Annotated in this window: 14 protein-coding genes; 13 read left to right on the top strand and 1 reads right to left on the bottom strand. The window is 61.2% G+C overall.

Features of this window, described 5'->3' with window-relative positions:
* The first annotated feature begins 10 nt into the window (after window positions 1-10).
* The 8 genes from gcl (at window position 11) to AABM52_RS08115 (ending at window position 9,600) form a co-directional block, all read left to right on the top strand.
* The gene (gcl, locus tag AABM52_RS08150) at window positions 11-1,786 is read left to right on the top strand and encodes a glyoxylate carboligase (RefSeq protein WP_347911253.1); all 1,776 of its coding nucleotides are present in this window, start codon (window positions 11-13) and stop codon (window positions 1,784-1,786) included.
* A gap of 138 nt (window positions 1,787-1,924) precedes the next feature.
* Window positions 1,925-2,707: a hydroxypyruvate isomerase gene (gene hyi / locus AABM52_RS08145; protein WP_046037664.1), complete on the top strand. Its 783-nt coding sequence runs from the start codon at window positions 1,925-1,927 to the stop codon at window positions 2,705-2,707.
* A 157-nt stretch (window positions 2,708-2,864) separates the two neighbouring features.
* The gene (locus tag AABM52_RS08140) at window positions 2,865-3,758 is read left to right on the top strand and encodes a 2-hydroxy-3-oxopropionate reductase (protein ID WP_151213349.1); all 894 of its coding nucleotides are present in this window, start codon (window positions 2,865-2,867) and stop codon (window positions 3,756-3,758) included.
* Window positions 3,759-3,917: 159 nt separating this feature from the next.
* Complete coding sequence (locus tag AABM52_RS08135) at window positions 3,918-5,198, top strand: glycerate kinase (RefSeq protein WP_347911251.1); 1,281 nt, start codon at window positions 3,918-3,920, stop codon at window positions 5,196-5,198.
* The gene (gene pyk, locus AABM52_RS08130) at window positions 5,188-6,603 is read left to right on the top strand and encodes a pyruvate kinase (protein ID WP_347911250.1); all 1,416 of its coding nucleotides are present in this window, start codon (window positions 5,188-5,190) and stop codon (window positions 6,601-6,603) included. Before AABM52_RS08135 ends, pyk begins: the two co-directional genes overlap by 11 nt.
* Before the next feature lie 146 nt (window positions 6,604-6,749).
* Complete coding sequence (locus tag AABM52_RS08125; protein ID WP_347911249.1) at window positions 6,750-7,664, top strand: urea transporter; 915 nt, start codon at window positions 6,750-6,752, stop codon at window positions 7,662-7,664.
* A gap of 21 nt (window positions 7,665-7,685) precedes the next feature.
* Window positions 7,686-8,510, top strand: coding sequence for an ion transporter (locus AABM52_RS08120; RefSeq protein WP_347911248.1), 825 nt, complete (start codon window positions 7,686-7,688; stop codon window positions 8,508-8,510).
* 91 nt (window positions 8,511-8,601) lie between these two features.
* Complete coding sequence (locus tag AABM52_RS08115) at window positions 8,602-9,600, top strand: sulfate ABC transporter substrate-binding protein (RefSeq protein ID WP_046037670.1); 999 nt, start codon at window positions 8,602-8,604, stop codon at window positions 9,598-9,600.
* Between the two features lie 67 nt (window positions 9,601-9,667).
* Here the strand turns inward: AABM52_RS08115 and AABM52_RS08110 are convergent, their stop codons facing one another.
* Window positions 9,668-10,111 carry a hypothetical protein gene (locus tag AABM52_RS08110; protein WP_347911247.1) on the bottom strand — a complete coding sequence of 148 codons (444 nt, stop codon included), beginning with the start codon at window positions 10,109-10,111 and terminating at the stop codon, window positions 9,668-9,670.
* A gap of 418 nt (window positions 10,112-10,529) precedes the next feature.
* Between AABM52_RS08110 and AABM52_RS08105 the strand changes: the two genes are divergently transcribed.
* The 5 genes from AABM52_RS08105 to AABM52_RS08085 all read left to right on the top strand — a co-directional run bounded on the left by AABM52_RS08105 (window position 10,530) and on the right by AABM52_RS08085 (window position 14,810).
* Window positions 10,530-11,735, top strand: a complete 1,206-nt coding sequence (locus AABM52_RS08105) for an MFS transporter (RefSeq protein ID WP_347911246.1) — start codon at window positions 10,530-10,532, stop codon at window positions 11,733-11,735.
* A 195-nt stretch (window positions 11,736-11,930) separates the two neighbouring features.
* Window positions 11,931-12,650, top strand: a complete 720-nt coding sequence (locus AABM52_RS08100; protein WP_347911245.1) for an SDR family oxidoreductase — start codon at window positions 11,931-11,933, stop codon at window positions 12,648-12,650.
* Between the two features lie 150 nt (window positions 12,651-12,800).
* On the top strand, window positions 12,801-13,688 hold the full coding sequence (locus AABM52_RS08095; protein ID WP_347911244.1) for a LysR family transcriptional regulator: 888 nt from the start codon (window positions 12,801-12,803) through the stop codon (window positions 13,686-13,688).
* Between the two features lie 82 nt (window positions 13,689-13,770).
* Entirely contained in the window at window positions 13,771-14,238 is a 468-nt protein-coding gene (locus AABM52_RS08090) for a helix-turn-helix domain-containing protein (protein ID WP_347911243.1), read from the top strand.
* Window positions 14,235-14,810 carry a PIN domain-containing protein gene (locus AABM52_RS08085; RefSeq protein ID WP_347911242.1) on the top strand — a complete coding sequence of 192 codons (576 nt, stop codon included), beginning with the start codon at window positions 14,235-14,237 and terminating at the stop codon, window positions 14,808-14,810. The genes AABM52_RS08090 and AABM52_RS08085 overlap by 4 nt, the downstream gene beginning before the upstream one ends.
* Window positions 14,811-14,830 lie beyond the last annotated feature (20 nt).

Here is a 14,830-nt window from a genome sequence, read left to right as displayed (position 1 = left end):
GCACAAAACCATGAGCAAAATGAGAGCAATCGAAGCCGCCGTTCTGGTGATGCGCCGTGAAGGGGTCGATACCGCTTTTGGCATCCCGGGTGCCGCCATCAACCCGCTGTACTCCGCCCTGCAAAAGGTCGGCGGCATCGATCACGTACTCGCTCGCCACGTTGAAGGCGCCTCGCACATGGCCGAGGGCTACACCCGCACCAAGGCCGGCAACATCGGCGTATGCATCGGCACTTCCGGCCCTGCCGGTACCGACATGGTCACCGGGCTCTACAGCGCCTCGGCCGACTCGATTCCAATCCTCTGCATCACCGGCCAGGCACCCCGCGCCCGTATGCACAAGGAAGACTTCCAGGCTGTCGACATCACCACCATCGTCAAGCCAGTGACCAAGTGGGCAACCACCGTCATGGAACCGGGCCAGGTGCCTTATGCGTTCCAGAAGGCCTTTTATGAAATGCGCTCCGGCCGTCCAGGCCCGGTGCTGATCGACCTGCCGTTCGACGTGCAGATGGCCGAAATCGAATTCGACATCGATGCTTACCAGCCGCTGCCATTGGCCAAGCCGAGCGCTACCCGCGTTCAGGTTGAAAAAGCCTTGGCCATGCTGGATCAGGCCGAGCGTCCATTGCTGGTCGCCGGTGGCGGCATCATCAACGCCGATGCCAGCGATCTGCTGGTCGAGTTCGCTGAACTGACCGGCATCCCGGTCATCCCGACCCTGATGGGCTGGGGCACCATCCCGGACGATCACCCACTGATGGTGGGTATGGTTGGCTTGCAGACCTCGCACCGCTACGGCAACGCGACCATGCTCAAGTCGGACGTGGTGCTGGGCATCGGTAACCGTTGGGCCAACCGTCACACCGGCTCCGTTGACGTCTACACCGAAGGCCGCAAGTTCATCCACGTCGACATCGAAGGCACTCAGATCGGCCGCGTGTTCACCCCGGACCTGGGCATCGTTTCCGACGCCGCTGCCGCGCTGACCGTGTTCATCGAAGTCGCTCGCGAATGGCAAGCCGCCGGCAAGCTGAAGAACCGCAGTGCCTGGCTGCAAGACTGCCAGCAGCGTAAAGCCAGCCTGCAGCGCAAGACTCACTTCGACAACGTGCCGGTCAAGCCGCAACGCGTTTACGAAGAGATGAACCAGGTGTTCGGCAAAGACACCTGCTACGTCAGCACCATCGGTCTGTCGCAGATTGCCGGCGCGCAGTTCCTGCACGTCTACAAGCCGCGCCACTGGATCAACTGCGGTCAGGCCGGCCCGTTGGGCTGGACCATTCCGGCAGCACTGGGCGTGGTCAAGGCTGATCCGAACCGTAAAGTCGTGGCCCTGTCGGGGGACTATGACTTCCAGTTCATGATCGAGGAATTGGCGGTGGGCGCGCAGTTCAAGCTGCCGTACATCCATGTTGTGGTGAACAACTCGTACCTGGGCCTGATCCGTCAGGCGCAGCGCGGTTTCGACATGGACTACTGCGTGCAGCTGTCCTTCGACAACCTGAACGCGCCGGAACTCAACGGCTACGGTGTCGACCACGTCGCAGTTGCCGAAGGCCTCGGCTGCAAGGCACTGCGTGTGTTCGAACCGTCCCAGATCCAGCCTGCCCTGCGCAAGGCCCAGGAGCTGATCGAAGAGTTCAAGGTGCCGGTGATTGTCGAGATCATCCTGGAGCGTGTGACCAACATTTCCATGGGCACCGAGATCAACGCCGTCAACGAATTCGAAGACCTGGCGCTGGTTGGCGACGACGCACCGACTGCGATTTCGTTGCTTGATTGATAGCTGATCGCTCCCACTGTGGGAGCGGGCTTGCCCGCGAAGGCGGCTTCACATCCAACAGTGATGTTGACTGAACCACCGCTTTCGCGAGCAAGCTCGCTCCTACAGGGGGCACTCACACATTTACGGGAGACCACCATGCCGCGTTTCGCAGCCAACCTGTCCATGCTGTTCACCGAACAGGACTTTCTCGCCCGTTTCGAAGCGGCCGCCAAGGCCGGCTTCAGTGGTGTCGAATACCTGTTCCCGTACGACTTCAGCTCCGCCGAAATCAAGGCCCAGCTCGACGCCCACGGTCTGACCCAAGTGCTGTTCAACCTGCCGGCCGGTGACTGGGCCAAGGGCGAGCGCGGTATCGCGTGCCTGCCGGACCGGGTCGAAGAGTTCCGTGCCGGTGTCGACCTGGCCATCGCTTACGCGCAAGTGCTGGGCAACACCCAGGTCAACTGCCTGGCCGGTATACGTCCGCAGGGCTTTGACGATGCCACCGTGGAGAAAACCTTCGTCGCCAACCTCAAGTACGCGGCCGACAAGCTGCAAGCGGCGGGTATCAAGCTGGTGATGGAAGCGATCAACACCCGTGACATTCCGGGTTTCTACCTGAACAACACGGCGCAAGCCCTGTCGATTCGCGAGCAGGTCGGCAGCGCCAACCTGTTCCTGCAATACGACATCTACCACATGCAAATCATGGAAGGCGATCTGGCCCGCACCCTGCAATCGCACCTGGGCGAGATCAACCACGTGCAGCTCGCGGACAACCCGGGGCGCAACGAACCAGGTACCGGTGAAATCAACTACCGCTTCCTGTTCGAACACCTGGACCGCATCGGTTACCAGGGCTGGGTCGGTTGCGAATACAAGCCGCTGACCACCACTGAAGCGGGCCTGGGCTGGTTGAAAACCCATAACGCAATCTGACCCAAATCCCTGTTGGAGCGAGCTTGCTCGCGATGAGGCCGGCACATCCAACATCTATGTCGCCTGGCACTCCGCAATCGCGAGCAAGCTCGCTCCCACAAAAAAGCAGCACTCCCCTATTTGCTTGAAGCAGCAATAAAAACAAGAGGATTTTCTCATGGCTAAAATCGGATTTATCGGCACCGGCATCATGGGCCACCCAATGGCGGCGAACCTGCAGAAAGCCGGTCACAGCCTGTTCCTGTCGGCCCACCACGACCCTGCGCCTGCCGACCTGGTCGCCGCTGGCGCCGTTGCCCTGGCGAACCCGAAGGAAGTCGCCCAGGAAGCCGAGTTCATCATCGTCATGGTGCCTGATACCCCACAGGTCGATGACGTGCTGTTCCGTGCCGACGGCATCGCTGCTGGCGTGGGCAAGGGCAAAGTGGTCATCGACATGAGCTCGATCTCGCCGACCGCCACCAAGGCTTTCGCGGCAAAGATCAACGAAAAAGGCGCGCAATACCTCGACGCCCCGGTATCCGGTGGTGAAGTCGGCGCCAAGGCGGCGACCCTGAGCATCATGGTCGGCGGCGATGCCGACGCTTTCGAACGCGCCCTGCCGCTGTTCCAGGCCATGGGCAAGAACATCACCCTGGTCGGTGGCAACGGCGACGGTCAAACCGCCAAGGTGGCCAACCAGATCATCGTGGCCCTGAACATCCAGGCCGTGGCTGAAGCCCTGCTGTTCGCTTCGAAAAACGGTGCCGATCCAGCCAAGGTGCGTGAAGCACTGATGGGCGGTTTCGCGTCCTCGAAGATCCTCGAAGTGCACGGCGAGCGCATGATCAAGGGCACCTTCGATCCAGGCTTCCGCATCAGCCTGCACCAGAAGGACCTGAACCTGGCCCTGCAAGGCGCCAAGGAGCTGAACATCAACCTGCCGAACACCGCCAACACCCAGCAAGTGTTCAGCACCTGCGCGGCCATCGGTGGCAGCAACTGGGACCACTCGGCGCTGATCAAGGGTCTGGAACACATGGCGAACTTCTCGATTCGCGACAAGAAGTAAGTCCTGCCCCACACCGCTTCAAACCTGTAGGAGTGAGCCTGCTCGCGATTAAATCACCGCGGTGTACCTGATACACCGCGGTGCCTGGATCGCGAGCAGGCTCACTCCTACAGAGATCAGAGTTGCCCTTTCGAATAACAAGAATTCCGGGAGCCCGCCATGTCGGTCGATCCGCAACAATTGCTGCGCGAGCTGTTTGCCACAGCCATCGACGCGGCGCATCCGCAACAAGTCCTCGAAGCCCATCTGCCTGCCGACCGCAGCGGCCGCGTGATCGTCATTGGCGCCGGCAAAGCCGCAGCCGCCATGGCCCAGGTGGTCGAGCGCTGCTGGCAGGGTGAAATCTGCGGCCTGGTGGTGACCCGTTACGGTCACGGCGCACCTTGCGAAAAAATCGAAGTGGTCGAAGCCGCGCACCCAGTGCCTGATGCCGCTGGCCTGGCCGTGGCCAAGCGTGTGCTGGAACTGGTCAGCGACCTGAACGAATCCGACCGCGTGATCTTCCTGCTCTCCGGCGGTGGCTCTGCCCTGCTGGCATTGCCGGCCGAAGGCATCACCCTGGCCGACAAGCAATCGATCAACAAAGCCCTGCTCAAGTCCGGCGCGACCATCGGCGAGATGAACTGTGTGCGCAAGCACCTCTCGGCGATCAAGGGCGGCCGCCTGGGCAAAGCCTGCTGGCCTGCCACGGTCTACACCTATGCGATTTCCGATGTGCCGGGCGACCTCGCCACGGTCATCGCCTCCGGCCCTACCGTGGCCGACCCGAGCACGTCGGCCGAAGCGCTGGCGATCCTCAAGCGCTACGCCATCGAGGTTCCGGCCTCGGTGCGCTCCTGGCTGCAAAGCCCCGAGTCGGAAACCGTCAAACCCGGCGACCCGAGCCTGGCCCGCAGTCATTTCCAGTTGATCGCCCGCCCGCAGCAATCCCTTGAAGCAGCGGCGGTGAAATGCCGTCAGGCCGGGTTCAGTCCGCTGATCCTCGGCGACCTGGAAGGCGAATCCCGCGAGGTGGCGAAAGTCCACGCCGGCATCGCACGACAGATCGTCCTGCACGGTCAGCCGCTGGCGGCGCCCTGCGTGATTCTCTCTGGCGGTGAAACCACCGTGACCGTACGCGGTAATGGCCGAGGCGGACGCAATGCCGAGTTCCTGCTGAGCCTGACCGACAGCCTCAAGGGTCTGCCCGGCGTCTACGCGCTGGCCGGTGACACCGACGGCATCGACGGTTCCGAAGACAACGCTGGCGCGATCATGACCCCGGACAGTTACGCCCGTGCTGCCGCCCTGGGCCTGAGCGCCAGCGACGAGTTGGACAACAACAACGGTTACGGCTACTTCGAGGCGCTGGACGCCCTGATCGTCACTGAACCGACCCGTACCAACGTCAACGACTTCCGCGCCATTCTGATCCTTGAGAGCACTAAACATGACGCCTGATAAAAAGGTCAAAATCCTCGCCACCCTCGGCCCGGCCACCGATGGCATCGACGCCATCCGTGAGCTGGTGCTGGCCGGGGTCAACATCTTCCGCCTGAACTTCAGCCATGGCGATCACGCCGACCACGCCCAGCGTTTCCAGTGGATTCGTGAAGTCGAGCGCCAGCTCAATTATCCATTGGGCATCCTGATGGACCTGCAAGGCCCGAAACTGCGGGTCGGCAAGTTCGCCGAAGGCAAGGTGCAACTGGTGCGCGGCCAGGCCTTGCGCCTGGACCTCGATACTACGCCGGGCGATGAGCGCCGGGTCAACCTGCCCCACCCGGAAATCATCGCCGCGCTGGAGCCGGGCATGGACCTGCTGCTGGACGACGGCAAGCTGCGTCTGCGGGTAGTGACCAAGTACGCCGACGCCATCGACACCACCGTGCTCAATGGCGGCGAACTGTCGGACCGCAAAGGCGTGAACGTGCCGCAAGCGGTGCTCGACCTGAGCCCGCTGACCGCCAAGGATCGCCGCGACCTGACCTTCGGTCTGGAGCTGGGCGTGGACTGGGTGGCGCTGTCGTTCGTGCAACGTCCCGACGACATCCGTGAAGCCCGCTCCCTGATCGGCGACAAGGCGTTCCTGATGGCCAAGATCGAGAAGCCCTCGGCCGTCGAACAACTGCGCGAGATCGCCGAATTGAGCGACGCGATCATGGTCGCCCGGGGTGACCTGGGTGTGGAAGTGCCGGCCGAAAGCGTGCCGCAGATCCAGAAGAACATCATCAGCACCTGCCGCCAGCTCGGCAAACCGGTGGTGGTGGCGACGCAGATGCTGGAGTCGATGCGCTTCTCACCGGCGCCAACCCGCGCCGAAGTCACCGATGTGGCCAACGCAGTGGCCGAAGGTGCGGACGCGGTGATGCTGTCGGCGGAAACCGCGTCCGGCGAATACCCTCTCGAAGCCGTGCAAATGATGAGCAAGATCATCCGCCAGGTGGAAAACGGTCCGGACTATCAGACTCAACTCGACGTCAGCCGACCGAAAGCCGAAGCGACTGTTTCCGACGCGATCAGCTGCGCCATTCGCCGCATCAGTAACGTGCTGCCGGTGGCGGTACTGGTCAATTACAGCGAGTCCGGTGCGTCGAGCCTGCGTGCGGCGCGGGAGCGGCCGACGGTGCCGATCCTCAACCTGACGCCGAACCTGCAGACCGCCCGTCGCCTGAGCGTGGCGTGGGGTGTGCACTCGGTGGTCAACGACCGCCTGCGTCAGGTCGATGAAGTCTGCTCCACCGCACTGGAGATCGCACAGGCCCAGGGCATGGCGCAGCGTGGCGACACGTTATTGATCACTGCGGGTGTGCCGTTTGGGCAGCCGGGGTCGACTAACTCTTTGCGCATCGAGACATTGATCTAGCGCCCATACCGGCCTCATCGCGAGCAAGCTCGCTCCCACAGTTGATTTGTGTACGGCACAAATACAATGACTGAGCAAAGACTCAATGTGGGAGCGAGCTTGCTCGCGATGCAGGCAACCCGGTCCCACTGACTTTCAGAACTGCCATGCCTGCCAACCATTTCAACACCCACTGCCCCGACTGGGCCGAAGCCTTGCTCAACGGCTTCAGCCAGATCTTTCTCCAGCGCAATCCGCTGTGCGGCCTGCTGTGCGTCCTGGCCATTCTGTTCACTGCGCCCGCCTTGCTCGGCGGCGCTTTGCTCGGTGGTGTCGCCGGGCTGCTCACCGCGCAACGCCGCAACTATGCCAAGGCTGATCGTCAGGCCGGGTTGTTCAGCTACAACGGCGTCCTGCTCGGACTGTTACTGAGCCTGTATTTCCCCTGGTCGGCGATGATGCCGCCACTGATTCTGGCCGCCGGCGGCCTGAGCGCGATGGTCACCCAGCAGTGGCTCAAGCGCGTCCGGTTCAGCCAATGCCTGCCGGCCTACACCGCGCCCTTCGTCGGACTTGGCTGGCTGCTGCTGTGCTTCGCCACGCCCTCGACAGAGCCGCATCTGATCGAAGTCAGCACCCTGAACATGCTCGCCGCGCCACTCAAAGGCCTCGGCCAGGTGATGTTCCTCGGTCATCCGCTGGCTGGTGCAATGATTGCCGCCGGTTTGCTGATCGCTGATCGCCGCGCCTTCTGCTGGGCATTGCTGGCCTCTGTCGCGGGCATGGGCTGGAGCCTGCTGAACCACGACTTCTATACCGCACTGCTCGGCCTCGGTGGCTATAACGCCGTGCTGGCCGCCCTCGCCTTCAGCGCTCAGCGTCGCCAACCGTGGCTGCCGCTGGTCGGCATCGGCCTGGCACTGTTGCTGACGCCGGTGTTTGCCGCCATCGGTCTGCCCACGCTGACCGCGCCGTTCATTCTTGCCGGCTGGCTGATTCGCAGCGTTGTTCAAATGCTCGGCAAAGCCACGGTCGAAAGCGCGCCTTGCGCTCCCGGGGAGAATCAACCTAGGCTGCGCTGATTTGCGGCCAAGGCGATGTGCATGAACAGCAACGACACGTGGCGTAATCGCCTGTACGTGATTATTTTCCAGACCGACACCGTTGCCGGTCGACGCTTCGACTCCAGTCTGCTGCTGATCATCCTCGCCAGCCTGGTGGTGGTGATCCTGGACAGCATCGATGACGTCCACCAGAACTACGCCAGCCTGCTGGCGTACATCGAGTGGGGCTTCACGGTGATCTTCCTCGGCGAGTACATCCTGCGCCTGTACTGCTCGCCCAAGCCCCTGCGCTATGCCTTCAGTTTCTATGGTCTGGTGGATCTGCTGGCCATCGTGCCCGGCATCCTCGCGCTGTACTACAGTGATGCCCAGTACCTGCTGATCATCCGGGTCATCCGGATGCTGCGGATCTTCCGCGTGCTCAAGCTCGGCCCGTACCTCAAGCAAGCCCATTACCTGCTTGATGCCCTGCGTGGCAGCAAGCAGAAGATCCTCGTGTTCCTGCTCAGCGTCTGCACCCTGGTGACGGTGTTCGGCACTCTGATGTATGTGGTCGAAGGCCCGCAACATGGCTTCACCAGCATTCCCAAGGGCATTTACTGGGCTATCGTGACCCTGACCACCGTCGGTTACGGCGACATCGTGCCCAAGACCGCACTGGGCCAGGTCATCTCGTCGATGGTAATGATCACCGGTTACTCGATCATCGCCGTGCCCACCGGGATCTTCACCGCCGAACTGGCCACGGCCATGCGTGGCGGCCAGTTGCATCGCGACTGCCCGGTGTGTGCCAAGGACAGCCATGAAACCGAGGCGTCGTTCTGCTCCCGTTGTGGCAATGCATTGTTCAAAAAACTGGAATAAGCAAAGAGCTTTTTAATCTTTAAGGGACTAAACGAGCCCAGTTATAGTCGCTGGCAAATTGCCCCACTTTTAATAGAACAAGGAATTCGCAGTGAAAAAACTCTTTGGCGCCTCGCTTCTCGCCGCTGGCCTGGCCCTGGGCAATATCGCCCAGGCTGCACCGACCCTGCTCAACGTTTCCTACGACGTGATGCGAGATTTCTACAAGGACTACAACACTGCGTTCCAGAAACACTGGCAAGCCGAGCACAACGAAAACATCGTCCTGCAGATGTCCTTCGGCGGCTCCAGCAAACAGGCGCGTTCGGTCATCGACGGCCTGCCGGCCGATGTCATCACCATGAACATGGCCACCGACATCAACGCCCTGGCGGACAACGGCAAACTGGTCCCGGACAACTGGGTCACGCGCCTGCCGAACAACAGCGCGCCGTTCACCTCGGCCACCGTGTTCATCGTGCGCAAGGGCAACCCGAAAGCCCTGAAAGACTGGCCGGACCTGCTCAAGGATGGCGTACAAGTCATCGTGCCGAACCCGAAAACCTCCGGTAACGGTCGCTACACCTACCTCTCGGCCTGGGGCTACGTGCTGAAAAACGGCGGCGACGAGAACAAGGCCAAAGACTTCGTCGGCAAACTGTTCAAGCAAGCGCCGGTACTCGATACCGGTGGCCGTGCCGCTACCACCACCTTCATGACCAACCAGATCGGCGACGTGCTGGTGACCTTCGAGAACGAAGCGGAAATGATTGCCCGCGAGTTCGGCCGTGATCAATTCGAAGTCATCTACCCAAGCGTTTCCGCCGAAGCCGAGCCACCGGTGTCGGTGGTCGACAAAACCGTCGACAAGAAAGGCACCCGCGCGGCGGCCGAGGAATACCTTAAGTACCTGTGGTCACCGGAAGGCCAGGAGATTGCCGCGGCGAACTACCTGCGCCCGCGTGACCCGGCCGTGCTGGCCAAGTACACCGACCGCTTCCCGAAAGTGGACTTCCTGTCCGTCGAGAAGACCTTCGGCGACTGGCGCACCGTGCAGAAGACCCACTTCAATGATGGCGGGGTTTTCGACCAGATCTACAGCGGTCAGTAATTACCTGAACACTGCAACGCCTGTGGGAGCGAGCGAGCTCGCTCCCACAGTTTTTTCACCTGCCATTTCAGCTCAGATTGCCGCAGAAAATATTCTGGTTCCCGTCGGCCGGGCTTTCACGCACCACCAACGAATAGCCACCCGCTCGAAGAGTCTCGTAGGCGACCGGTGCGCTTTTCCAGAAATACTGGTGCGACGCCGCTGAATAGAAACGCGCATTCGGCCCGTCGTTCATGTCATAGGCCGGTTTCGCACCCAGGCTCGCACAGCTGCCCGGATAGATATAAGCCTGCAAACGGCCCGGCAAAGCACTACCCATGCTTTCACCACTGACCGCGAACCAGAACACCGTTACATTACCGTCGGACATCATGATGGGCCGAGCGATATTCCCGGCATTGATGGAAGTAGCGTTCAGGGGAACGTTGGTGACCTGACGATCAGGCACCGTCGAGCACCCGGAGATCGACCCAACCGCTACCACCAACGCCAGCGAAGATACGATTTTCATCGTGAGACTCCCGCTTGAAAGGACGCGTTGAAGTGATCCCCCTGTTGATTCTAGTTGTCAGGCAAATGTGGGCATTTCTTCGGATAGTCGGTCAGGCCTGCAAAGACTACATCGGCGGCGTCACGCCATCCTTGCCCGCCGAGATGGATTGAGCGGTGGGCGTGCCGTCAGCGCCCTGGGTCACAAAGGTCACGATCTTCAAAAGACAGTCTGAGAGAACATAAGCACGCTATCGAACAAGATGCAGGTGAATGTATCATTCACCTGCATAGTTCTGACGCAAGGCTCTGCGACGGGCGACACACGCGTTCGTCAGTCATTCCGCAATGGAATGATTACTATCACTCCAACCCCACTTCCGCCGTTTCAGTCAGCCCATTAGCCTGCGCGTATTCCTTTCCGTACAGCGAGACCCATTATGAACCCAGCAACCCAGGTGTCCCACGGCACCGCGACAATGACCCGAGGCATGGTGCTGCTGTTCGCCTTCTGTTGCGGCGCCATTGTCGCCAACCTCTACTACGCCCAGCCGATCATCGGCCTGATCGCCCCGGACATCGGCCTGACCAACACCATGGCCAGCCTGATCGTTTCCCTGACCCAGATCGGCTATGCGCTGGGGCTTTTTTTCCTGGTGCCGCTGGGGGATCTGCTGGAGAACCGCCGGTTGATGATCATCACCACCCTGGTGGCGATTGTCAGCCTGCTGGGCGCCGCGTTCACCGATCAGCCGAACGTGTTTTTGCTGATTTCGCTGTTGGTGGGGTTCAGTTCGGTTTCGGTGCAGATCCTGATCCCGTTGGCCGCGCATCTGGCGCCGGAAGAAACCCGTGGCCGTGTGGTGGGCGGGATCATGGGCGGTTTGTTGCTCGGCATTCTGCTGGCCCGGCCGGTGTCCAGTGTGGTGGCCGATCACTTCGGCTGGCGGGCGATGTTCATGTTTGCCGCGGTGTTGATGGCGGCTATCAGCATCGTGCTGGCCGTGACCATTCCCAAGCGCGAACCTGATCACAGTGCGTCCTATGGCCAATTGCTGGGCTCACTGTGGACGCTGTTGCGCAAGCAACCGGTCCTGCGCCAGCGGGCGTTTTACCAGGGCTGTATGTTTGCCACCTTCAGCCTGTTCTGGACCGCCGTACCGCTGGAACTGGCGCGCAATCACGGTTTGTCGCAAAGCGAGATCGCGATTTTCGCCCTGGTGGGCGCCATCGGCGCGATTGCCGCCCCCATCGCCGGGCGCCTGGCCGATGCCGGTCACACCCGCATCGCCTCGTTGCTGGCCCTGCTGTTCGCCAGCCTGAGTTTCATGCCGGCGTTTATCCATCCGGCCTACAGCGTCATCGGCCTGGCCGTGACCGGCGTGGTGCTCGACTTCTGCGTGCAGATGAACATGGTCCTCGGCCAGCGCGCGGTCTACGCCCTCGACGGCAAAAGCCGCAGCCGCCTGAATGCGCTGTACATGACCAGCATCTTCATCGGCGGCGCCTTCGGCTCTTCGGTGGCCAGCGCGGTGTACGAACACGGCGGCTGGTTGTGGATCGTGATCGTCGGCAGCGCGTTTCCACTGCTGGCGTTGTTGCGGTTCCTGGGTGTTTCGCAGAAAGCTTCGCTGGCGACGGCGTAAATCGCTAAAAGCATGAATGCTATGCCGCACAACCCTGTTCCGCCGGTGTCTGCCCAGGATCGACGATGATCCGTTACGCCGAGGTCAACCCAGATTACACTCAGCGTCCAGAGCCTGAAGCGATGCTGGATGCGATTCGCGGCTGACCCGTTCAAGTGCCGCCCGGCCGGCGGCATGCCCTTGCAAGGAGTTGCCATGACCCGACGTACCTTTCTCATCACCGGCGCCAGCAAAGGCATTGGCCGGGCGGTGGCCGAGCACCTGGACCGCGCGGGCCATCGCGTGGTGGGTATTGCCCGTAAACCCGACCTGACGTTCCCCGGCATTCTGTTTCCGATGGACCTGAGTGACCGGGCACTGACCAAGGAAGTACTGGCGGACCTGGCCCAAACGTACGAGTTCGACGGATTGGTGAACAACGTCGGCCTGGTACGCCCGCAAGCACTCGGTGAAATCGATCTGGATACCTTTGACGACGTGATGCGGGTCAATCTGCATTCGGCCTTGCAGGCCACCCAGGCGCTGTTGCCGAATATGCGCGCCAAGGGTTGGGGCCGGGTGGTCAACATCTCCAGCCTGACGGTACTCGGGATTACCCAGCGCACGGCGTATGCGGCGGCCAAGGCTGCACTGGTCAGCTTCACCCGCTCGTGGGCGCTGGAGCTGGCGCAAAGTGGTATCACGGTAAACGCCGTGGCGCCGGGGCCGACCGAAACCGAACTGTTCCGCGCCAACAATCCCCCGGGCAGCGAAGGTGAAGCGCGGTACCTGGCCAGCGTGCCGATGGGCCGTCTGGGACAACCACAGGAAATCGCCTCGGCGATTACGTTTCTGTTGTCGGAGCAGAGCGGGTTCATCACCGGGCAGACGCTGTTTGTCGATGGTGGTGCTTCGGTGGGCAAGGCCGCGTTTTGACTGTCGCCACATATCCCTTGTAGGAGCGAGCCTGCTCGCGATGACGGCATGACCGTCAGCATCAATGTTGAATGTTAGGCCGCTATCGCGAGCAGGCTCGCTCCTACAATGGACTTGCGACATCCTCCAGACTTTGCACAAGGACCCTCAATGGACCGCCTCGGCGCAATGGAAACCTTCGTCTACGTGGTGGAAACCGGTTCGTTTTCCGCCGCCGCCCGGCGCTTGAATATCGGCCAGCCGGCCGTGTCGAAAACCATCGCGCAACTCGAGTCGCGGTTGGCGGTGCGGCTGTTGCTGCGCTCGACCCGAGGCCTGACGCCCACCGAGGCAGGGCTGGCCTTTTTCGAACGGGCCAGGCGCGCCATCGAAGAAGCCGACGAGGCCGATAACGCCGCGCGGGGTTCCGCCGGCGGGCTGTGTGGCAACCTGCGCATCTGCGCGCCTGTCACCTTCGGCCGGCTGCACATCGTTCCGCACCTGGGCCCCTTCCTGGAGCAAAACCCGGCGCTGAACATCGACATGATGCTCGATGATCGCAACGTCAACCTGGTAGAAGAAGGCGTCGATGTCGCCCTGCGCATGGGCGAGCTAAGCGACTCGGGCCTGACCGCCCGCAAGATCGCCGAATGCCGGCGCATGGTACTGGGCACACCGGCCTACTTTGAGAAACACGGCGAGCCCACCTGCCCCGCCGACCTGCGCAAACATCAGGCCATCCTCTACACCCTCGGTGGCGGTGCCGGTTGGCAGTTCAACAAGGCCGGCGAGGAGCAGTCGGTGAACATTAGCGGCCGGATCCGCGTCAACGCCGCCGAAGGCCTGCGTGAAGCCGTGCTGGCCCATCAAGGGCTGACCATGGCCTCGCAATGGATGTTCGCGCCGGAACTGGCCGACGGTTCGGTCCGGGAAGTGATGAAGGACTGGGCACTGCCGAACCTGGACCTGTGGGCGGTGTTCCCCACCGGGAGAATGGCCAGCGCCAAGGCTCGGGCGTTTGTGGAGTATGTGCAGGGGTTGTTGATGAACGAGGTTTGAAAGCATCCGTTTCGTTTATTGCGATTTTCGATTAATTCGAATAGCCTGCCAACATCGATTATTCAGAATATTGGTAACCGTCATGTCGACCGTCCTTCACCCGCCAATCAATTTGCCCGCGAAACACGAAATACAGGCCGCAATCGAGGGTCAACGCACCCTGGCGGCCTATCTCGCCACCCAGTTCGAAACTCAGCACATCCAGATATTCGATGAGCAGAACGAAGCGCATAACATCGAACTGCCCACCTCGGCACTCCGTTTGCTGGTCGATATTCTGGCGGAGCTCGCAGCCGGTAACGCTGTGAAAGTAGTCCCGGTCCACGCTGAACTGACTACGCAAGAAGCGGCGGACCTGCTCAATGTCTCACGTCCACACCTGATCAAACTGCTCGAATCCGGTGAACTGTCCTACCACAAAACCGGCAAGCACCGACGTGTGCGCTTTGCCGATTTGATGGACTATAAAACCCGGCGCGACGCTGCCAGCGAGCAGGCAATGATGCTTCTCGCCGAGCAGGCACAGGCGTTAAGGACAGGATACGAGTGAGGCACACTTCATTTACCGCTGTATATGACGCTTGCGTGCTTTACCCCGCTCCCTTGAGAGACTTTCTGATGTGGCTCGCGCTCTCCGGGCGGTTCAGGGCGCGATGGTCGGTGGAAATACACGATGAATGGAAACGTAATCTACTGAAAAACCGCCCAGACCTGACGACAGAGCAACTGGATCGCACATCCGGGTTAATGGATCTGGCCATACCTGACGCTTGCGTTTGCGGGTACGAGGAATTGGTTGGAGGGTTGTCTCTGCCAGATGTGGACGACCGACACGTCCTGGCTGCTGCGATCCGTTGCAATGCCAGTGTCATCGTCACGTTCAATCACAAGGACTTCCCCGCAACGGCATTGGCGCCTTACGGAATTGAGGCTCAGCATCCTGACGAGTTCGTCGATAACCTCTTTGACCTCGACCCTGCGGCAGTGGTCGCTGCCGCTCAGCGTCAACGCGAGCAGTTGAAGACGCCGCCGATGGACGTCACCCATTATCTCGACCTTCTGTTGCGCCAGGGTTTGGTTCAGTCGGTCAAGGCACTCAACGATTTCCGAGCGATGCTTTAGGTGCACGAATGCACCCGCAG

It is taken from the genome of Pseudomonas grandcourensis (assembly GCF_039909015.1).
Taxonomy (GTDB): Bacteria; Pseudomonadota; Gammaproteobacteria; order Pseudomonadales; family Pseudomonadaceae; genus Aquipseudomonas; species Aquipseudomonas grandcourensis.
The sequence above is the reverse complement of the archived record's forward strand: the minus strand, read 5'-3'. Positions and strand labels throughout refer to the sequence as shown.